Origin of the sequence: Nocardia sp. JMUB6875 (assembly GCF_041154655.1) — a bacterium.
In the GTDB taxonomy this organism is placed as follows: Bacteria; Actinomycetota; Actinomycetes; order Mycobacteriales; family Mycobacteriaceae; genus Nocardia.
The window spans coordinates 18,174-37,807 of the sequence record NZ_BAAFGR010000032.1 but is presented as its reverse complement, the minus strand read 5'-3'; the positions used below and the strand labels follow the sequence as shown (position 1 = coordinate 37,807).

The 19,634-nt window shown below is 67.5% G+C and carries 18 protein-coding genes and 1 tRNA gene; 4 read left to right on the top strand and 15 right to left on the bottom strand.

The window, feature by feature from the left end; translation table 11 throughout:
* Window positions 1-10 precede the first annotated feature (10 nt).
* From ACAM49_RS11055 to dapE, 4 genes are all read right to left on the bottom strand, one after another.
* Window positions 11-1,780 (bottom strand): long-chain-acyl-CoA synthetase, encoded by a 1,770-nt coding sequence (locus tag ACAM49_RS11055; RefSeq protein WP_369635367.1) that lies wholly within the window; start codon window positions 1,778-1,780, stop codon window positions 11-13.
* Between the two features lie 90 nt (window positions 1,781-1,870).
* On the bottom strand, window positions 1,871-2,422 hold the full coding sequence (locus ACAM49_RS11050; protein WP_369635366.1) for a TIGR00730 family Rossman fold protein: 552 nt from the start codon (window positions 2,420-2,422) through the stop codon (window positions 1,871-1,873).
* Window positions 2,416-3,222, bottom strand: coding sequence for a TIGR00730 family Rossman fold protein (locus tag ACAM49_RS11045; protein WP_369635365.1), 807 nt, complete (start codon window positions 3,220-3,222; stop codon window positions 2,416-2,418). The genes ACAM49_RS11050 and ACAM49_RS11045 overlap by 7 nt, the downstream gene beginning before the upstream one ends.
* A gap of 68 nt (window positions 3,223-3,290) precedes the next feature.
* Window positions 3,291-4,397, bottom strand: a complete 1,107-nt coding sequence (gene dapE / locus ACAM49_RS11040) for a succinyl-diaminopimelate desuccinylase (protein ID WP_369635364.1) — start codon at window positions 4,395-4,397, stop codon at window positions 3,291-3,293.
* 109 nt (window positions 4,398-4,506) lie between these two features.
* Between dapE and dapD the strand changes: the two genes are divergently transcribed.
* Window positions 4,507-5,463 carry a 2,3,4,5-tetrahydropyridine-2,6-dicarboxylate N-succinyltransferase gene (gene dapD / locus ACAM49_RS11035; RefSeq protein WP_369635363.1) on the top strand — a complete coding sequence of 319 codons (957 nt, stop codon included), beginning with the start codon at window positions 4,507-4,509 and terminating at the stop codon, window positions 5,461-5,463.
* Here dapD and ACAM49_RS11030 read toward each other — a convergent pair.
* From ACAM49_RS11030 to ACAM49_RS11015, 4 genes are read right to left on the bottom strand one after another with little or no spacing between them, the layout of a single operon-like run.
* The gene (locus tag ACAM49_RS11030; RefSeq protein WP_369635362.1) at window positions 5,460-5,828 is read right to left on the bottom strand and encodes a PPOX class F420-dependent oxidoreductase; all 369 of its coding nucleotides are present in this window, start codon (window positions 5,826-5,828) and stop codon (window positions 5,460-5,462) included. The genes dapD and ACAM49_RS11030 overlap by 4 nt on opposite strands.
* 40 nt (window positions 5,829-5,868) lie before the next feature.
* Window positions 5,869-7,026, bottom strand: a complete 1,158-nt coding sequence (gene aztD, locus ACAM49_RS11025) for a zinc metallochaperone AztD (RefSeq protein WP_369635361.1) — start codon at window positions 7,024-7,026, stop codon at window positions 5,869-5,871.
* Window positions 7,027-7,058: 32 nt separating this feature from the next.
* Window positions 7,059-8,234: a hypothetical protein gene (locus ACAM49_RS11020; protein ID WP_369635360.1), complete on the bottom strand. Its 1,176-nt coding sequence runs from the start codon at window positions 8,232-8,234 to the stop codon at window positions 7,059-7,061.
* A 51-nt stretch (window positions 8,235-8,285) separates the two neighbouring features.
* Window positions 8,286-9,695 (bottom strand): acyl-CoA synthetase, encoded by a 1,410-nt coding sequence (locus ACAM49_RS11015; protein ID WP_369635385.1) that lies wholly within the window; start codon window positions 9,693-9,695, stop codon window positions 8,286-8,288.
* Window positions 9,696-9,873: 178 nt separating this feature from the next.
* Between ACAM49_RS11015 and ACAM49_RS11010 the strand changes: the two genes are divergently transcribed.
* Window positions 9,874-10,728 carry an oxygenase MpaB family protein gene (locus ACAM49_RS11010; protein ID WP_369635359.1) on the top strand — a complete coding sequence of 285 codons (855 nt, stop codon included), beginning with the start codon at window positions 9,874-9,876 and terminating at the stop codon, window positions 10,726-10,728.
* A gap of 13 nt (window positions 10,729-10,741) precedes the next feature.
* Here the strand turns inward: ACAM49_RS11010 and ACAM49_RS11005 are convergent, their stop codons facing one another.
* Window positions 10,742-11,374 (bottom strand): TetR/AcrR family transcriptional regulator, encoded by a 633-nt coding sequence (locus ACAM49_RS11005; RefSeq protein WP_369635358.1) that lies wholly within the window; start codon window positions 11,372-11,374, stop codon window positions 10,742-10,744.
* Window positions 11,375-11,523: 149 nt separating this feature from the next.
* Between ACAM49_RS11005 and ACAM49_RS11000 the strand changes: the two genes are divergently transcribed.
* Window positions 11,524-12,390 carry an oxygenase MpaB family protein gene (locus tag ACAM49_RS11000; protein WP_369635357.1) on the top strand — a complete coding sequence of 289 codons (867 nt, stop codon included), beginning with the start codon at window positions 11,524-11,526 and terminating at the stop codon, window positions 12,388-12,390.
* Window positions 12,391-12,399: 9 nt separating this feature from the next.
* Here ACAM49_RS11000 and ACAM49_RS10995 read toward each other — a convergent pair whose 3' ends face one another.
* The gene (locus ACAM49_RS10995; RefSeq protein WP_369635356.1) at window positions 12,400-12,960 is read right to left on the bottom strand and encodes a TetR/AcrR family transcriptional regulator; all 561 of its coding nucleotides are present in this window, start codon (window positions 12,958-12,960) and stop codon (window positions 12,400-12,402) included.
* 100 nt (window positions 12,961-13,060) lie between these two features.
* Here ACAM49_RS10995 and ACAM49_RS10990 point away from each other — a divergent pair, with 100 nt between their 5' ends.
* Window positions 13,061-13,894, top strand: coding sequence for an SDR family oxidoreductase (locus tag ACAM49_RS10990; RefSeq protein WP_369635355.1), 834 nt, complete (start codon window positions 13,061-13,063; stop codon window positions 13,892-13,894).
* Window positions 13,895-13,935: 41 nt separating this feature from the next.
* Here the strand turns inward: ACAM49_RS10990 and ACAM49_RS10985 are convergent, their stop codons facing one another.
* The 5 genes from ACAM49_RS10985 to dapC all read right to left on the bottom strand — a co-directional run bounded on the left by ACAM49_RS10985 (window position 13,936) and on the right by dapC (window position 19,626).
* Complete coding sequence (locus tag ACAM49_RS10985) at window positions 13,936-14,895, bottom strand: proline dehydrogenase family protein (RefSeq protein WP_369635354.1); 960 nt, start codon at window positions 14,893-14,895, stop codon at window positions 13,936-13,938.
* Window positions 14,892-16,529, bottom strand: coding sequence for an L-glutamate gamma-semialdehyde dehydrogenase (gene pruA / locus ACAM49_RS10980; protein WP_369635353.1), 1,638 nt, complete (start codon window positions 16,527-16,529; stop codon window positions 14,892-14,894). Before pruA ends, ACAM49_RS10985 begins: the two co-directional genes overlap by 4 nt.
* Before the next feature lie 48 nt (window positions 16,530-16,577).
* Window positions 16,578-18,116: a GMC oxidoreductase gene (locus tag ACAM49_RS10975; protein ID WP_369635352.1), complete on the bottom strand. Its 1,539-nt coding sequence runs from the start codon at window positions 18,114-18,116 to the stop codon at window positions 16,578-16,580.
* A 258-nt stretch (window positions 18,117-18,374) separates the two neighbouring features.
* Window positions 18,375-18,448, bottom strand: a tRNA-Asp gene (locus ACAM49_RS10970).
* A 71-nt stretch (window positions 18,449-18,519) separates the two neighbouring features.
* A complete protein-coding gene (gene dapC / locus ACAM49_RS10965) occupies window positions 18,520-19,626 on the bottom strand; it encodes a succinyldiaminopimelate transaminase (RefSeq protein ID WP_369635351.1) in 1,107 nt (368 codons plus the stop codon).
* Window positions 19,627-19,634: the final 8 nt, after the last annotated feature.

Here is a 19,634-nt window from a genome sequence, read left to right as displayed (position 1 = left end):
GGCAGACGACCTAGTTGACGGGGGCGCGACCCGCGGCTACCTCGGCCGGGTAGTCGGCATAAAAGGGCACGTAGCCGTCGGTTCGGCCCGCCAGGACGTAGAGGCCGCTCTTGTCCTCGGCGTCGAAGCCCTCCTTGCGCAGCTCCACCTTGCGACTCTTGAAGGTCGAGGTCTGCTCCAGTTCGGGCACCACGCGGATGAACAGCGGGACGGCGTAGGACGGGAGACGGTCGTAGAGGGCCTTGGCGGCCACCTTGCCGTCGAAGGCCGCGCCCTCGTGCAGGGTCACCGCGGCCATGCCCGCCTTGCCGTCCGCGCCGGGGATGTCGACGCCGAAAACGACCGCCTGCGTGAGGAAGTCGATGCCGTCGAAGGCGCCCTCGACCTCGGTGGTGGCCACGTTCTCACCCTTCCAGCGGAAGGTGTCGCCGAGGCGGTCGACGAAGGCGATGTGGCCGAAGCCCTGATCGCGGACCAGGTCGCCGGTGTCGAACCAGCAGTCGCCGTCCTTGAAACCGTCACGCACGAGCTTGGATTCGGTGGCGTCGGCGTCGGTGTAGCCGTCGAACGGGGAGCTCTTGGTGACCTTGGCCAGCAGCAGGCCGACCCCGCCCTTCCCGACCCGGCGCAGGCGTCCGTCCGGATGCCGCAGCGCCTTGCCGGTGGCGTCGTCGTACTCCACGATGGCGAAGGGCAGCGGGGTGAAACCGGCGGTCTTGTCGACGCTGAAGGCGTTGATAAAGGCGACGTTTCCCTCACTGGCGCCATAGAATTCGACGATCCGCTCGATGCCGAAGCGCTGCTGGAACTCGTCCCAGAGCTCGGGCCGCAGGCCGTTGCCGACGCAGAGCCGGACGGTGTGCGCCCGGTCGGTGCGCCGGGGCGGCTGGTTGAGCAGGTAGCGGCACAGCTCGCCGATGTAGATGAACGCGGTGGCCCGGTTCTCGATGGCCTCGTCCCAGAAGCGGGTGGCCGAGAACTTGCGCCCCAGTGCGAAGGTCGCGCCGCCGGCGATGACCGAGGACAGCGCCACGGTCAGGGCGTTGTTGTGGTACAGCGGCAGACAGCAGTAGAGGGTGTCCTTGCCGGTCAGCCGGACGCCGAGCCCGCCGATGCCCGCCATGGACTTGGTCCAGCGCAGATGGGTCATGACGCTGGCCTTGGGCAGGCCGGTGGTGCCCGAGGTGAAGATCAGGTAGGCGCGCTCCTTCGCCGTGATCTGTTCGGTCACAGCGGGATTCGCGGCGTCCATGATCTTGGCCCGGGTAGCCAGCTGCTCGGACCAGAGCAGGTTGGGCCGGGGGTCGGCCAGCGTCTCGAGGGCGTCGGCGGATTCCTCGCCGATCACGTCGAGCACCGAGTTCAGCAGCCCGAAGCTGTGCTGCAGCACCACATCTCGCTGATTGTGGTTGAGCAGGCCCGCCGTCGCACCGAGTTTCACGGTGGCGAGCACGGTGAACAGCGCCTCGGGCCGGTTGGCCATCAGGATGCCGACCACATCGCCGCGCCGCACCCCGTGCGCGGCAAGCACATTGGCGTACCGGTTGACCTCGGCGTTGGCCTCGCCCCAGGTGTATTCGCGGCCCTCGAAGCGCAGGAAAGGCCGGTCCGGGTGTTTGGCCGCGCCGCGCTGGAAGAACAGTCCGATGGAGGCCTTGTCGCCGGATTTCACCAGCATGTGCACGGCATTGCGGAGCATGCCCGGGGCCTGCGTCGCCATGCCCGGCAAGCTGCGGGCCAGATCCATCAGACTCACCGTCGAACGGGCATCGGTATTCACTTCGTCGGGCTCCTCACCAGGCTGTGCTCACGCTCACACCCACCCTTACCGATTTGCCCGACAATGTCGAGTGAAACCGACTGGTTTCGCTCAGAAACTCGGCCGTAGGGCAGCGAAAGCGGTGTCGAAATCCGCGGTCACGACCGCCTTGTCGATCGCCTCCCGGCCCGCGTACCCCCGCCGGCCCAGCTCCTCGATCCAGGCGAACAGGCCCGCGTAGTGGTCCTGCGGATCGAGGATGACCACCGGCTTCTCGTGCACACCCAGGTATGCACCCGTCCAGGTCTCGAAGAGCTCCTCGAGGGTGCCGATGCCGCCGGGCAGGGTGAGGAAGGCGTCGGCGCGGTCGTCCATGATCTGCTTGCGCTCGCGCATGGTGTCGGTGACGATCAGCTCGTCGGCGTCGGTGTCGGCGACCTCGCGGTGCACCAGCTTCTTGGGGATGACGCCGGTGGTCTTCGCCCCGGCTGCCCGCGCGGCCCGCGCGACCGCGCCCATCATGGACACATTGCCGCCGCCGGACACCAATTGCCAACCGCGGCGGCCGATTTCGGCCCCGACTCGCTCGGCCAGCTCCAGCGCCCGCGGATCCTCCACGGAGGCAGAGCAATACACGCAGACCGCATACGGTTCGCTCACCACTGGTCCTCCACCACGCCGTCGTCATCCTGCTCCTGACGCGCCCGCGCCGCCTCGGTGACGATCCGCACCACCTCGTCCACGCTGTCGGTGACGTGCAGCAGGCCCATATCGCCCGGCGCGATCTTGGCCGAGCCGAGCAGCGAGTCGCGGATCCAATCCACCAGTCCCGCCCAGTATTTGGTGCCGAACAGGATGATCGGGAAGCGGGTGATCTTGTGGGTCTGCACCAGGGTCAGCGCCTCGAAGAGTTCGTCGAGGGTGCCGAAACCACCCGGCATGCAGACGAAGGCCTGGGAGTACTTCACGAACATGGTCTTGCGCGCGAAGAAGTACCGGAAGTTGATGCCGAGATCGACCCATTCGTTGAGGTGCTGCTCGAACGGCAGCTCGATGCCGAGCCCGATGGAATAGCCGCCCGCCTCGGAAGCACCCCGGTTGGCCGCCTCCATGGCGCCCGGGCCGCCACCGGTGATCACCGCGAAACCCGCACGGGCCAAGGCGCTTCCGATGGCCATCCCGGCGTGGTACTCGGCCGAGTCGGCGGGCGTGCGGGCCGAACCGAAGACCGACACCGCGCGCGGCACCTCCGCCAAAGCGCCGAAGCCCTCGACGAATTCGGCCTGAATGCGCAATACGCGCCACGGATCGGTGTGCACCCAGTCGGCGGGGCCGCGTTCGTCCAGCAGGTGCTTGTCGGTGGTCCCGATCCCCTTCTTGCGATCCCGCCGCAGCATTATCGGGCCCCGGAACCGTGGCGTCTTCGGCGAACGCGCACCCTCGAAATCAGCGTCAGCAGACATGCAGCCAACCGTACAGGGAGCCGGTTACCCACGTCGGTCGCTCGACCGGCGAGGTGTTGAACAACCGATCAGTCTTTGGCTCCGGTCAGGTAACCGCGCAGCATCGACGTGACCTGGGTGATCTGATCGACCGGCAGGTGCTCGTCGCGCTTGTGCGCGAGATTGGGGTCGCCCGGGCCGAAGTTGACGGCCGGGATGCCGCGCGCGGCGAATCGCGAGACATCGGTCCAGCCGTACTTGGCGCGGACGCCGCCGCTGCCGTGCGCGTGCACGATCTCGATGAGGTCCTTGGCGGCCGGATTGGACAGCCCCGGCAGGGCCCCGGGCGCGCCGTCGGTGCGCTCGAAATCCAGGTCCAGACCGGCGAATACCTCGCGCACGTGCTCGGTGGCCTGATCCAGGGTGCGGTCGGGGGCGAAACGGAAGTTCACGTCCACGGTGGCCACGTCGGGCACCACATTGCCCGCCACGCCGCCCTCGACGCGGACCGCCGAGAGGCCCTCGCGGTAGGTGCAGCCGTCGATCTCGACCTCGCGCGCCTGATATCCGGCCAGCCGCTCCAGGATCGGGGCCAGCCGGTGAATCGCGTTGTCCCCCAGCCAGGCTCGCGCGGTGTGCGCGCGCACGCCCGAGGTGGTCAGGCGCACCCGCAGGGTGCCCTGGCAGCCCGCCTCGATCCAGCCGCCGGACGGCTCGCCGAGAATGGCGAGGTCGCCCTCGAGCCATTCGGGCAGTTCGCGTTCGATGCGGCCGAGGCCGTTGAACTCGGCCGCGATCTCCTCGCAGTCGTAGAAGATGAGCGTCAGATCGTGGACCGGGTCGGCCACGGTGGCGGCCAGGTTCAGGAAGACCGCGTCGCCGGACTTCATGTCGACGGTGCCGCAACCCCACAGCTGCCGTTCGCCGTCCGCGGTGGTCTCGAAATGGCTGGGCACATTGTCGGCGATGGGCACGGTGTCCAGGTGCCCGGCCAGGATCACCCGGGTGGGCAGGCCGCGATGGGTGCGCGCCAGCACGGTGTTCCCGTGCCGCAGGATTTCGAACCCGGTGGTCTGCTCACGCAGCGCCTTCTCGACGATGTCCGCGATGACCTTCTCGTCCTTCGACACGCTCGGGATGTCCACGAGCGCGGCGGTGAGTGATATGGGGTCGGCACTCAGATCGATGGTGGTCACTTGATCCACCCTAAAGGAGGAATGACCTCCGCTCTTCGCTCGGTGGTTGCGTTGGCACAAATCGGCACCGTGTGGGGTACGAATTCACAGCCCGGTAACGTGTAGGGCCGTGAGTACTCAGGGAGCATCAGCAGTCGGCCTCGCCACCATCACCGCGAACGGGACGGTGCTCGACACCTGGTATCCCTACCCCGAGCTTGGTGAATTCAGCGATACCGGCACCAAGCGGCTGGACCCCTCCGACACCGAATACGCCAAGTTCGCCGACGCCGCCGGTCCGGACGAGGCCCGCCGGGTCGAGGTGGTCGTGGTCCGTACCACCATCGCCGACCTGTCCGCCGCGCCCGTCGACACGCACGACGTGTATCTGCGCCTGCATCTGCTCTCGCACCGTCTGATCCGCCCGCACGGCGCGAACCTGGACGGCCAGTTCGGTCTGCTCGCCAATGTCGTCTGGACCAACTACGGCCCGTGCTCGCTCGAGGAGTTCGAGCTGACCCGCCTGAAGCTGCGCGCCCGCGGCCCGGTCACCGTCTACGGCGTGGACAAGTTCCCCCGCATGGTCGACTACGTGCTGCCGTCGGGTGTCCGCATCGCCGACGCCGACCGCGTGCGCCTGGGCGCGCACCTGGCCTCGGGCACCACGGTCATGCACGAGGGCTTCGTGAACTTCAATGCCGGCACGCTCGGCAATTCCATGGTGGAGGGCCGCATCTCGGCCGGTGTCGTGGTCGGCGACGGCTCCGATGTCGGCGGCGGCGCGTCCATCATGGGCACCCTGTCCGGCGGCGGCAAGCAGGTCATCTCGCTGGGCGAGCGCTGCCTGCTGGGCGCGAACTCGGGCCTGGGCATCTCGCTCGGCGACGACTGCGTGGTCGAGGCGGGGCTCTACGTCACCGCGGGCACCAAGGTGACCGGGCCGGACGGCACCGTCATCAAGGCCGGTGAGCTGTCGGGCCAGTCGAACCTGCTGTTCATCCGCAACTCGGTGAGCGGCGCGGTCGAGGTCAAGCCCCGCAAGGGCACCGGCGTCGAGCTGAACGCGGCACTCCACGCCAACGACTAGATCCCGAAGGCGATGACCCGTTCCGGGGTGATCCGGATGAGTTCCGGCGAAAGCCCCGGATAGAACGGTTCGACGTCACGCAGAGCCTGTGCGGTGCCTCGGATTTCGAGGCACCGCACCTCCCACGGCTGCTCCGACTTGACGTCGTCCACCACGAAGGCGACCCGCTCGTCCTTGGCCAGATTGCGGAACTTCTGACTGGCGCCCAGATCCCGGCCGCCGATATCGATGGTGCCCAGGGCCACGTTGTAGCGGAAGCCGACGGGATTGTTCTGGGGCGAGCCATCGGGGCGGATGGTGGCCAACCGCCCCAAGCGCTGACTGGTCAGGTACTCGATCTGGGCGGGTGACAGTGATGCGGTCATGGTTCGACGGTAGAACCTCGACCACACTCGAGGTCAATATCTAGTGCGCTACAACACCACTGAGCTCATTGGGCGTGCCCGGCAGCGTCACTGTTGCCGCGATCGTGCCGGTCGCCAGATCGATCCGGTGCAGCTGTTTGGTGGCCGGATCCGACACATAAGCATTGCCGCCGCGCACGAACAGCGCCGGGCGGGGCTGCTGCCACTGCAACGGTTCCTCCCAGCGGCCCGTGACCGCGATGGTGCGCAGCACCGTCCCGGCCTCCGGATCGATCACGCGCAGCCCGCCGTCCGTGCCGAGCACCAGCGCCTCGCCCTGTGGGCCCCGGCCGAGGGAGCGGAAGGTGTAGCTGGTGCCGAGATCGACCAGTCGTAGACCGCCGGTGCGGGTGTCGATCAGCGAAACCTGATGCGGGCGTTCGAGTTCGGCGTCCCGATCCTGCTTGTAGTCGCCGAGCACGATCGGCGAGTTCGCCGATCCGGATTGATTCCCGATGCGGCCGTATGGTGTCGGGCTCTGCACCTTGGTGATGACGCCGTCGCGGTAGACGAGAACCCCGTCCTCGCAACCGAATGCGACAGCCTCGGGGACGGCGACACTCTCGCCGTGGACGCCGGGGCAGTTCTCGCTGCGGGCGATCTCCTTACGATCCTTGTCCAATACCGCTATGCCGGAACGCTTTTCCTCGGTACCCACCGTGACGAGCAGGTTCCCATTCGTCAGCTCGACGGCTACTCCGTGGTGCGGTTCCGGAGCCCGGTACACCCGGGTCTCGGGCTTTCCGGCGTCGAGCCGCGTCGGATCGAAACCGCTCACCTCGCCGGTGCCGTCGTCGAAGAGCACGGTGCGCCCGCCATGACGGACGACGTGTCCCGGCTTCGCGGCCGGGAATTCGATATCGGTGAATTCGGCGCGCGTGGCGTCGAGTACCCGGAAGCCGGTCTTGGTGGACACCATGACGTGCCGATCGTCGCCCGCGGGGTTCAGCCGGTTGAAGCCGTCCAGCGTCACCTCGCCGCCCTGGGCGAGGGATTTGCCGTCCAGCAGCAGAATGCCGCCGTCATAGGTGACCGCGATCGGCTCGGCGATGGCGGGCCGCTCCGATGTGCTCGACGCACCGCCACCACAACCGCTCAGGGCCACAGCGATCGCCCCGACGCCGGACAGGGCCAGTACTCCGCGCCCATGAATCCGCATGTATTGCTCCCTCTTTCGTGATTCCACAGCTCTCACCGCCCCGTCTCGACCAGGTGGTCGGGTGCGATATCCAGGTCGAATGTCCGTGTGCGCCGCAGCGAGTCGCGATAATCGATCTCGTGGACGGCCTTGCCCGCCGGGTCGTTGAGATAGGCGCGATTCGCGTCCATCCGGATCACCGGCGCGATCCGCTCGGGGATGGGGCGTGAAAGCAGCTGGACCCGTGCGGTTTCCGCGCCGGTCGCGAGATCGAAGGCGCGCAGTAGGCCGTCCCGGCCGAGTACCAGCAGCGGGGCATCCGAACCGGCGGCATTGGCGGCCGCGACGGGCCCGGTTTCCGTGAACGTCCAGGCGCGGGCTCGGATATCGAGCGTCCATACGCCGTGTTCACCGGCGGGCGCGACGAGCGTCGAACCGCCCGGGCGGAAGAAGAATTCGGTAGGTCGCTCGGAGTCGGCGACCGGATGGGGGAAGGGAATACGGGTGGCGGCGAGCGATCCGCTCGCACGGGAAATGACCAAAGCTCCATCCGCGCAACCGAATACGACTCCTCGGCGCGTGACCGCGTGTCCCCGCGGAGCCGAGCAGGTTTCGGGGAGGGTGGTGATCACGGGTCCATCGCGGCTACGCACCACCGGTGAGTCGCGGGAATCGCCAATCCCGAGCAACTGCCCCTCGTACGGCACGGCGATGCCATCGATCACCTGGCGTTCGGTGAGGACACCCGCGACCAGCGCGGCCCGGTCCAACAGCACGGTGCGGTCGTCGACACCGACCGCAGTCACCACCGAATCGCTCGATACCGCGCTCACCGCGCCGTGCCCGAGGTCCCCGATCTCTCGGACGGCCGCACTGTAGTGGTGTCCGTGGTCGCCGTGATCGACGGTCCACACCCCGCTGTCGACCACCCGCGTCGCCCGCGGCCCGGTCAGATACGCGAAGCGACCGTCGCCCAGCACCCGCTCGATGCCGCCCGGGACCGCGTCCAACTCTGTGACCCGGCCGGTTCCGGCATCGATCACCCGGACCGCGCCGGTTTCCTTGTCCGCCACCACGAGTCGCGGCTGCTCCGTCGCGGTCTCCTCCGCGCCTTCGACATAGCCGTGCGGAGCCGAGCCCGTGCGCTCGTCGCGGTCTTCCGCTTCGCATCCGGCCAGCGGCAGCGCGACGGCGGCGACCGCCAGCAGGTGTGCCCTCAACCATCTCATGTCGAGGCACACTATAATGAAAACAATTTTCAGTTCAAGTTCGGGGTGGAGTCAGCCGAGCAGCTTCTTCTGGACCTTGCCCATGGCATTGCGCGGGAGTGAGTCGACCACGCGGACCTCGCGCGGGCGCTTGTGCACCGAGAGTTCGCCCGCCACATGGGCGATGAGTGAATCGGCGATGGATTCGCCTGCGCCGTCCCGCAGGACGACATAGGCCACGATGCGCTGGCCCAGGTCGTCGTCCGGCACGCCGATGACCGCGGTCTCGGCCACCGCCGGATGCCCGAGCAGTGAGGTCTCGATCTCGCCCGCGCCGATGCGGTAGCCGCCGGATTTGATGAGGTCCACCGATTCCCGGCCCACGATGCGATGGAAGCCCTCGGCGTCGATGACGGCCACGTCGCCGGTCTTGAACCAGCCGTCGGCGGTGAAGTTCTCGGCGGTCACCTCGGGCTTGCCCAGGTAGCCGTCGAACAGCATGGGGCCGCGAACCTGTAGTCCGCCAACGCTTTCCCCATCGTGCGGCACCGGATCACCGGCCTCGTCGCGCAGCCGGGTCTCCACCCCGGCGACCGGGGTGCCGACCCAGCCGGGGCGGCGCTCGCCGTCGGGGCGGGTGGAGAGGGTGATCATGGTCTCGCTCATGCCGTAGCGCTCGATCGGGGCGTGACCGGTGAGTTCGGCCAGCCGCTCGAAGACCGGGACGGGCAGTGGCGCGCTGCCGGAGATCAGGATCCGAGCCTTCGCCAATTCCTTTGCGGCCGAAGGCTCTTCGGCAATTCGCGACCACACCGTCGGCACTCCGAAATACATGGTGCCGTGCGCGTCGGCGTACGCCTTCGGGGTCGGCTTACCGGTGTGGATCAGCGGGCTGCCGACCCGCAGCGGGCCCAGCACGCCGAGGATCAGGCCGTGCACGTGGAACAGCGGAAGACCGTGCACCAGAACGTCTTTGTAGGTCCACTGCCATGCCTGGATCAACGCGTCCAGTCCGGCGGCGATGGCGTCGCGGCTGAGCACGACGCCCTTGGGCAGGCCCGTGGTGCCGGAGGTGTAGAGGATGAAAGCCGTTGATTTCCCGGCCGGTTCGGCATAGCGGTGCCACGACCGCGCGTGCTTGCGCACCGGGATGACCGGCAGCTCCGAACCCTCCGGAGCCTTCCCCAGCCAGGCCTGCGCGCCCGAATCCTTCAGGATGTGCGCCAGTTCCGCGCTGCCCGCATCCGGCGGCACCGGCACCACGGTCACCCCGGCCAGCAGGCAGCCGACCACCGCGAGCACGGTGGTGACGGTCGGTTCGGCCAGGACCGCGACCCGCCGCGCCTGGGCGACACGTTCGGCGACGGAGGTGGCCGCGCCGAGCAGATCGCTGCGCGACAGCGTTTCCCCGTCGATGGTGACGGCATTCGGGATATCGTCCCCGGCGGCAATGGCGGCCGGATTCAGCGAACTCAGCAACAGCGGCGACACGGCCGCCACGCTACCGGAGGGGATCCACTTCCTCCGGGCACGGAGTGGGCTTCGTTCGGGCACGGAGTGGACAACGAATCGCTTGCGAACTTGCCAAGTCGGTTGACAGGCGACCCGAGTGGGTAAGAAAGTTTCTGTACAACCTTCTCACCAGAGGATGTGGTCAACGATGACCAGGCCGCTTCACGACCCGTTCGAATTCGAAGCCTCCCCGCCGGAGGTCGATGTCCGGCAATACCTCGACGGCGCGGCCGGCTTCTTCGGCGCGGCGGCGAATGTGATCATGCAGCTCTCCAACCCGCCGGTCGGCTACGGCGTGGTGGAGAGTCCCGTGGAATCCGGGAATGTCATGGTCCATCCGATCAAGCGGCTGCGCACCACCCTGACCTATCTGGCCGTCTCACTGCTGGGCAGCGAGGACGACCGGGCGGCCTATCGCGAGGCGGTGGACTCGGTCCACAAACACGTCCGCTCGCGCGCCGGAAGCACGGTCAAGTACAACGCCTTCGACCCCAAACTCCAGCTGTGGGTGGCAGCCTGTCTCTACTGGGGTGCGCGGGACCTCTACGAGCGCATGCACGGCCCGATGGACGAGTTCGACGCCGACGCCTTCTACCAGCACTCGGCCCGCATGGGCACCACGCTGCAGGTGCGCCCGGATATGTGGCCCGCGGATCGCGCCGCCTTCGACCGCTATTGGGAGGAGAACCTCGCCAAAACGCGCATCGACCCGAAGATCAAGGCATATTTCGAGGATCTCATCGACCTGAAGATGCTGCCGCGCCCGTTCCAGCTGGCCTTCGGCGGCGTGCACCGCTTCTTCGTGACCGGGCTACTGCCGCAACATCTTCGGGACCAGATGGGCATGACGTGGACGCCGCGTCAGGACCGGCTGCTGGCCCGCATGCTGCGGACGATCGGCGCGGTCGAGTCGGTGGCGCCCGCACCGATACGCAGCTTCCCGCTGAACCTGTACCTGACGGATATGCGCCTGCGCCGCAGGCTGGGCCTGCGCCTGGTGTGAAAACCGTTGCCGGTCAGAGGATCCGGAAACCGGGAACGACGTGATCGCGGGCGAACCGCCGCAGTGCGACCGGATCGTCGAGCGGGATGACGGTCTGCGGGGTCAGCGCCAGCGAGAGCGCGGCGCGGGCGATCATCTCGGCCAGCGGCAGCGGATCGTATTGCGGCACTTTGCCTTCCGCCTGCAGGCGGGCGATGAACTCGGCGAGGTAGTCGCGGCCGAGTTCGATGACCGGTGCGCCCTGCACGGTCAGGTAGGGCAGCACGATCTCGGGTTCGGTCTTGAGCAGCCGCCCCAGCAGCTGATTGCCGCGCAGCCCTTCGATGAAGGCGACGAACAGCGCGATGATCTGCTCCTCGGCGCTCGCGTCGCGTTCGATGGGCCCCTGCACGGCGGCGTCGATCTCGTCGACGAGCTGGCGCGCCTGCCGCAGGCCGACGGCCTGGATCAGATCGTTCTTGCCGGCGAAGCGGCGATACAGCGTGGCGAGGGACAGTCCGCCGCGCCGCGCGACCTCCACCATGCTGGTGCGTTTGATGCCGAAGTCCAGGAAGGCCATGAGCGCGGCGTCGAGTACCTTGGCCTGACTCTGGTCCTCGGGGCCGGATCCGCGAACGAGCGGCAGCAGTTTGGCCAGTTTGGCCATGGTCCGAGCCCTTTCCGGTCGCAAAGAAACGGTGAGGCTCTAATCTTCGCACATTGACACCGGCGGACAGCGGTGAGAGGGTGACCCGAGAACTTTCTCACACTCTCTCCTCATGGGCGAGGAGTGACCGACGAGGAGCCGAGTCAACGATGACCGCACCGCTTCGCAAGGCCGACGAGTACCCGTTCGCCGACTTCGAACCGCTGACCCCGGAGACCGTCCGCGCACACCTCGACGGCATCGGTGCCTTCCTCGGCGGTGCGGCCAACGTGGTCATGCAGCTGTCGCTCAAGCCGGTGGCCTACGGCGTCATGGACAGCGACGTCGACAGCGGCAAGGTCACCCTGCACCCGATCAAGCGCCTGCGCACCACCATCACCTACCTGGCCGTCGCCCTGCTCGGCACCGAGGACGACCGGCGCGACTACCGCGAGGCGGTCAACACCTCGCACCGCAGCATTCACAGCAAGCCGGGCGCGGAGGTCAAGTACAACGCCTTCGATCCGAAGCTGCAGCTGTGGGTGGCGGCCTGCCTGTTCTGGGGCTTCGACGACATCTACCACCGCATGCGCGGACCCATGGATCCCGATGTGGCGGAAGCGTTCTACCAGTACGGCGCGCGCCTGGGCACCACGCTGCAGATGCGACCGGAGATGTGGCCACCGACCCGCGACGCCTTCTACGAGTACTGGGAAGACAACCTGGCGACCAAGACCATCGACGATCGCACGCGGACTTACTTCAACGACCTCGTCGATCTGAAGATGCTCCCCTGGCCGCTGCAGATCACCCTCGGCGGGCTGCACCGCTTCATCGTGACCGCGCTGCTCCCGGCGCATCTGCGCACCGAGATGAACATGTCCTGGAGCGCCCGCGACGAGCGCATCTTCGCCGGCTTCCTGCGCCTGATCTCCGCGGTCTGGACCCGCATGCCCGACGTAATCCGCTTGTTCCCCTTCAACTTCTATCTCGCGGACATGCGCCTGCGCCGCCGCTTCCGCCGCCCGCTGGTCTAGTACAAGCGCTCAGCGGCCGCCCACGCCGTGCAGGAACATGTCAACGATGAGGGCGGCCGCGTGCTCGACTCCGCCGCCGGGACCGGCCGCCAGGGGGATGCCGGTTTCGATCAGGCTGCCGTAGAGCAGTAGCAGCGCGTCGGCGGGGAGGTCGGCGCGCAGGTCACCGGCGTCGATGCCGCGGGCGATCACCGCTTGGACGGGTTCGGTTACGGCGGCGGCGATTTCGGCCCGGTCGGCGGGTTTCGCGCCGGTGCGGGTGAGGACCACGTACTTGCCGCCGACGGCGAGAAAGATTCGGGTGAGGCGGGCCAGCGCCTCGGGGGCAGGGACGGTGTCGAGGCGGGCTTCGGTGAGGCGTTGCCGCAATTCGGTGAGCGCGACGGTGGCCATGGCCTCGAGCAGCGCGTCGCGGCTGGCGAAGTAGCGGTAGAGGGTCGCGCGGCCGATATCGGCGGCGGCCGCGATATCGGCCATGCTCACGGACTCACCGTGGGTGGCGAACAGGGCCGTCGCCTTGTCGAGGATCAGCGTCGCGATGTGGTCGCGCAGCGCGGGCGTGCGGCTCATGGGTCACATCGTACGAAGGGACACGCGGACCGGAACGGCGTACTCTCGTTATGAGACATCAATGTCTCATAACGGGATGAAGAAGTATCCAGGAGCTGTCATGCTGCCGAATTCCGCCCTCATTACCGGCTGTTCCTCCGGCATCGGCCGGGCCACCGCCCTCGCCCTGGCGGCCGCCGGAATACCCACCTACGCCACGGCCCGTAACCCCGAATCCATTGCCGATCTGGCCGAATCCGGCTCCCGCGTGCTGCAACTCGATGTCACCGATCCGGAATCCTGTGCGCGGGCAGTGCGTTCGGTGGAAGAAGAGCACGGATCGGTCGGAGTGCTGGTCAATAATGCGGGTTACTCGCAGGTCGGGCCGGTCGAAGAGGTGCCGATGGACGAGCTGTATCGGCAGTTCGACACCAATGTCTTCGGGGTCGTCCGCCTGACCCGGCTGGTTCTGCCCGCCATGCGCGGCCACGGCGGCGGCCGGATCATCACCCTCGGTTCGGCCGCCGGGCTGGTCGCGCCACCGGCGTCGGCCGCCTACAGCATGACGAAATACGCGCTCGAGGCGCTCTGCGACAGTCTCCGGCTGGAGGTGCACCACTTCGGTGTGCGCGCCGTCCTCATCGAACCGGGCGCTGTCCGAACACGATTCATCGAGACCGGTCAGCGCGGCCTGCCCCAGCCCAACTCCGACCACGCCTACGACCACCTGCGATCCAACCTCGGCACTCTCATCGAGCGGACGCACCGTGACGGCGCACGCGGCATCCTCACCTCCGAGACGGTGGCCAGGGTCGTCGCCCGCGCCGCGCTGGCTCGAAACCCCAAGCCCCGCTACAAGATCGGCGCCCAGGCGAGGATCATGCCGATCGCCCGCCGCCTGCTCGGCGACCGACTCTGGGACCGGGCGATGCACCGCCTGGTCCCCGCCGAATAACGCCTCGCGGACCCGCCGAATGACGACCTGTGGGGAGCGAATCAGCCGCGGTCGGCCAGGGCGCGCAGGAAGAAGCCCAGGTTGGCGGGGCGTTCGGCGAGGCGGCGCATGAGATAGCCGTACCACTGGGTGCCGTAGGGGACGTAGACGCGCAGGGCGTGGCCGTCGGCGACCAGGCGCTTCTGTTCGGCGTCGCGGACTCCGTAGAGCATCTGGAATTCGTAATCGCCGGGGCTGTGGTTGTTTTCGCCCGCCAACGTGAGGGCGGCGGTGATCATGGCCGGATCGTGGGTGGCGATCATGGGGTACCAGGCGTCGCGCATGAGGACGTTCAGGCAGCGCAGGTAGGAGGCGTCGACCTCGGCGCGGCGCTGATAGGCGACTGCCGCGGGTTCCTGGTACGCGCCCTTGCACAGGCGGATTCGGGTGCCGTCGGTGGCCAGGTCGCGGGCATTGTCCTCGGCGTCGCGCAGGTAGGTCTGCAAAGCGACGGCGAGCCAGGGGAATTCGGCCCGCGCCAGCCGCACCGCCGCCAGGGTGTCGGCGGTGGTGGTGTGGTCCTCGGCGTCGACGGTCACCCAGACGCGGCGTTCGACGGCCTTGGCGCACAGCTTGTGCAGGTTCTCGGCGGCGATGGCCGGGCCGTCCGGGCCGAGGGACTGACCCAGCGCGGACAGTTTGAGCGAGACCTCCACCCGGGGGATCTCGGAGTGCGCGCCGGGCACCGCGTGATCGGCCTCGGCCAGATCGTCGATGAGCGAAAGGTATTCCGTCACAGCCGCATCGGCCTGGCCGCGGTCGGTGGTGTACTCGCCGAGGAAGTCGACGCTGATCGAACGGCCGCTGGCCAGCAGCGCCCGCGCCACGGGGTCCAGCTCGGCGCGGGTCTCACCGGCCACGAATCGCTGGACCACCGCGTGCGTGACCGGGACCTTCGTGATGGCGTTCTTCAGCGTGGCCGATCCGGCCGCCGCCAGGATGGCCGGGCGTAGCGGGTTCATCGCACCTCCATGTGGGGGTAGCGGTAATCGGTTGGGGGAACGAAGGTTTCCTTCAGCGTGCGTGGGGCGACCCAGCGGAGCAGGTTGAGATAGGAGCCGGCCTTGTCGTCGGTGCCGGAGGCGCGTGCGCCGCCGAAGGGCTGCTGGCCGACGACGGCGCCGGTGGGCTTGTCATTGATGTAGAAGTTGCCCGCCGCGAATCGCAGTGCGGTCGCGGCGGTTTCCACGGCCTTGCGGTCGCGGGCGAAGATCGCGCCGGTGAGGGCGTAGGGCGAGGTGGCGTCCACGACCTCGAGGATCTCGGTGAAGGCGTCGGGGGCACTGTCGTCGTAGACGTACACCGACAAGATGGGGCCGAAGTACTCGGTATCGAAGGACTCGTCGCCCGGATCGTCGCTGAGCAGCACGGTCGGGCGGATGAACCAGCCCTCGGTGTCGTCGCAGCCGCCGCCCGCCGCGATATCGATCCCGGCGCCCTCGGCCCGGTCGATGGCGGCGGCGCACTTGGTGTAGGCGCGGGAGTCGATCACGGCCCCACCGAAATTCGACAGGTCGGCGACGTCGCCGTAGGTCAGCGACTCCACTTCGGACAGGAAGTCCTTGCCCATCCGCTTCCACACCGACTTGGGGATGTAGGCGCGTGAGGCGGCCGAGCACTTCTGCCCCTGATACTCGTAGGCCCCGCGAATCATGGCCACGCGCAGGGCATCCGGCTCCGCAGAGGGGTGGGCGAGGATGAAGTCCTTGCCACCGGTCTCCCCCACCAGGCGGGGATAGCCGTGGTAGCGGCCGATATTCGAGCCGACGGTCTGCCACAGGTACTGGAAGGTGCGGGTCGAGCCGGTGAAGTGGATGCCCGCCAGCCGGGGATCGGCCAGCGCCACCTCGGACAGCTTCGCGCCGTCGCCGGTCACCATATTGATGACGCCGGGCGGCATCCCGGCCTCCTCCAGCAGCTGCATGGTGAAGTAGGCCGAAAGGGTCTGTGTCGGTGATGGTTTCCAGACGACGGTATTGCCCATGAGCGCGGGCGCGGTGGGCAGGTTTCCGGCGATGGCGGTGAAGTTGAACGGCGTGATGGCGTAAACGAACCCCTCCAAGGGCCGGTAATCCATCCGATTCCACACGCCCGCAGCCGATTCCGGCTGCTCCCGCAGGATCTGCCGCGCGAAGGCGACATTGAACCGCCAGAAGTCCACCAGCTCGCAGGGCGCGTCGATCTCGGCCTGCTGCACCGTCTTCGACTGCCCGAGCATGGTGGCCGCGGCAATGGTCTCCCGCCATGGCCCGGCCAGCAGGTCGGCGGCGCGCAGCAGGACGGCGGCCCGTTCCTCGAACGGCATGGCCCGCCAGCCGGGGGCGGCGGCCGTGGCGGCGGCGACGGCCGCGCGGGCCTCATCGTGAGTGGTATTGGTGTAAGTCCCGAGGACATGCCGGTGCCGGTGCGGCATCGTGATATTCAGCCGCTCCCCGCCGCCGGGCTGACGCTTGCCGCCAATGACGAGCGGCACATCCACGGATTCGGCGGAGAGTTCGGCGAGCTTGGCTTTCAGCAGTTCGCGTTCGCGACTGCCCGGAGCGTAGGAGTGCACCGGTTCGTTGGCTGGAGCAGGGACAACCGTGACAGCGTCCATAACCCAGGCTATCGCGATAGCCCCTGCCCAGCCCGAACGAACACGCTCCTAGTGGAAGTCGTCCGCGATGATCTTCTCGATGTTCCGTTCCGCCAGCGCGGTAATGGTGACGAACGGATTCACCGTGGTCAGACCGGGAATCAGCGAGCCGTCGATGACGTACAGGCCCGGGTACGACGTGAGCCGCCCGTAGTTGTCGGTCGCCACGTTGATCACGCAGCCGCCCAGCGGGTGGTATGCGAAATCGTCGCCCCAGGTCTTGTACTCACCGAACAGGTCGGTCCGGTAGATCGTCCCTTCCTTCTTGTTGATCTTGTCGAAGATCCGCTTGGCGGCATCGATGCTGGGCTGGTTCCAGGCCGTCTGCCAGTTCAGGTCCACACCACCGGAACCCGAGTTGTAGGTGAACTTGCCGCGGTTCGGATTCTTGGTGATGGCCAGGTACAGGCTGGCGAAGGTCTCGATGCCCGCCGGGAACGGCGACACCTCAGCGAAGGCCGGGCCGCCGGCGTCGGCCCAGTTGTCGATGCCCAGGCAGGGGATGCAGGACTGCAGGCTGCCGGTGGCGTCCCAGGCCTGGTTCTGCCGGGCCACCATGACATTGCCGTTATTGCCCCAGCCGCTGCCGACCGAGTCGGGCAGATTGGGCAGTTTGCCGGTGGCCTTCTGGGTGACCAGCAGTTTGCTGGTGCCCACGCTGCCGGCCGCGAAGAAGACCTTCTGCGCCGTAACGGTTTTGGTGGCGGTGGTCTTGCCGGTGGTGTCGATCTGGTTCATGACCACCGTGAACCCGCCGCCATTGGCCGGGGACACCGTGGTGACCACGTGCTGCGGGACGATGGTCACCTTGCCGGTGGCCGACGCGTCCGCCAGATAGGTCTTGTCGAGGGAGTTCTTGCCGTAGTTGTTGCCGTAGATGACCTCGGCGTTGAGCGCCGAGCGCGGCGCGGTGTTGGCCTGCTCCTGCTTCATGTAGTTGAAGTCGTAGACGTTCGGCACGAAGGTCCACGAAAAGCCGGACCGCTCAGCCTGTTTCCGCCCGACCCGCGCGAACTGGTAGCAGTCCGCGGACTCGAACCAGGTCTGGTCGATGTTGTTGACCTTGAGCCCCGCATTGGCGCGCGGGTAGTACGTGGAGTACATCTCCCCCGCGTCCACCGAGGGCAGGATGCTCGCGAAGTTCTCCTGCTTGGGCGTCACCGCCATGCCGCCGTTGACCAGCGACCCGCCGCCGACGCCGCGCCCCTGGTAGATGCGAATCCCGCTGAACGCCTCGGAATCCAGCACGCCGGTGTAGCTGGGGATGGTCTTGTTGTAGTCCGCGCCCATGAAGTGGTTGATGGGCTGATCGGTCTTGGTGCGCAGCCAGAAGGACCGGCCGTCCGGCTTGAGCATGTTGGAGAAGACCTTGCCGTCGGACCCGGGCTGGGTCCAGGACATGCCCTTCTCGACCATGACCACGCTCTGCCCGGCCTGCGCCAGCCGCAGCGCCGCGACCGCGCCGCCGTAGCCGGTGCCGATCACCAGCACGGGCATCTTGTCCCCGTCGTTGATCGATCCGGTGGGTAATGCCCGCGCCGAGGGCATCTTCGGTAGTAGTGCTGCCGCCCCCAAAATGACACCTGTTGCAGCTAGGAACCCGCGTCGGCTGATATTGCTGCCGAAGACACTCTTACCGGGGGTTTCATAAGACAGACCACGCACTGAAAGACTCCTCATCGAGATGCGATGAGAACCTGTTATAGGCGTTGTGAAGAGCCTACGGGTCAGTTTCGGGAAAGATCGAGATCGGAGAACCCCGGAAAAAGAAAAAAGCCCTCGAATGAGGGCTTCAAACTCGAGAGGCGACCCTGACGGGACTCGAACCCGCGACCTCCGCCGTGACAGGGCGGCGCGCTAACCAACTGCGCCACAGGGCCTTGCATAACTGCTCAGCCACTGGGCCTTGCAACGTCGTAGACGCTATCACGCGGCCCGCGGTAACGGGAAATCAGCTGGTCAGACGATCCGCGGCCGCCGCGATGCGCTCATCGGTGGCGGTAAGGGCAATGCGCACATGCTGATTCCCGCGCGGCCCGTAGAACTCGCCGGGGGCCGCCAGAATGCCACGCTCGGCCAGCCAATCCAGCGTCGTGCGGCACGGCTCGCCGCGCGTCGACCACAGGTACAGTCCGGCGTCGGAGTCGTCGATGCGGAATCCCGCGCGCTCCAAGGCATCTCGCAGCACCGCCCGCCGCGCCCGGTAGCGGTCCTTTTGCTCGACCTCGTGGGTGTCGTCGCCGAGGGCCGCGGTCATGGCCGCCTGGATCGGGTACGGCAGCATCATGCCCGAGTGCTTGCGCACCTCGAGCAGCTCCGCCACCAGCTCCGGATCGCCGGTCACGAAACCGGCCCGGTAGCTGGCCAGGTTCGAGGTCTTGGACAGCGAATGGATGGCCAGCAGCCCGGTGTGGTCGCGGCCGCACACCTCGGGATCGAGGATGGACACCGCATCGCGGCCCCAGTCCAGGCCCAGGTAGCACTCGTCGGAGGCCACGATGGCCCCGCGCTCACGGGCGAACCGCACCACCTTGCGCAGGTGATCGACGCCCAGCACCTTGCCGGTGGGATTGGACGGCGAGTTGAGGAAGATCAGCGCCGGACGTTCGGGACCCAGCTGGACCGTCGAGTCGGCCCGCAGGTAGCGGGCACCGGCGAGCAGCGCGCCCACCTCGTAGGTCGGGTACGCCACCTCCGGGATGACCACCAGATCCTCGGCGCCCAGGCCGAGCAGTCGCGGCAGTCCCGCGATCAGCTCCTTGGTGCCGATGGCGGGCAGCACCGCGGCCGGCTCGATCCCGGTGATCCCGAATCGCCGCTTCAGCGCCGACACCACGGCCTCGCGCAATTCGGGCGTGCCGTGCGTGGTCGGGTATCCGGGCACCTCCGCCACCGACGAGAGTGCCTCGCGGATCAGCGGATCCACCGGATCGACGGGGGTGCCGACCGAGAGGTCGACGATGCCGTCCGGATGCGAAGCGGCCTTCGCCTTCACGGAAGCGATGGTGTCCCAGGGGAAATCGGGTAGCAGAGCGCTGACCCGGCCACGCGCGGTCAAATCTCGTC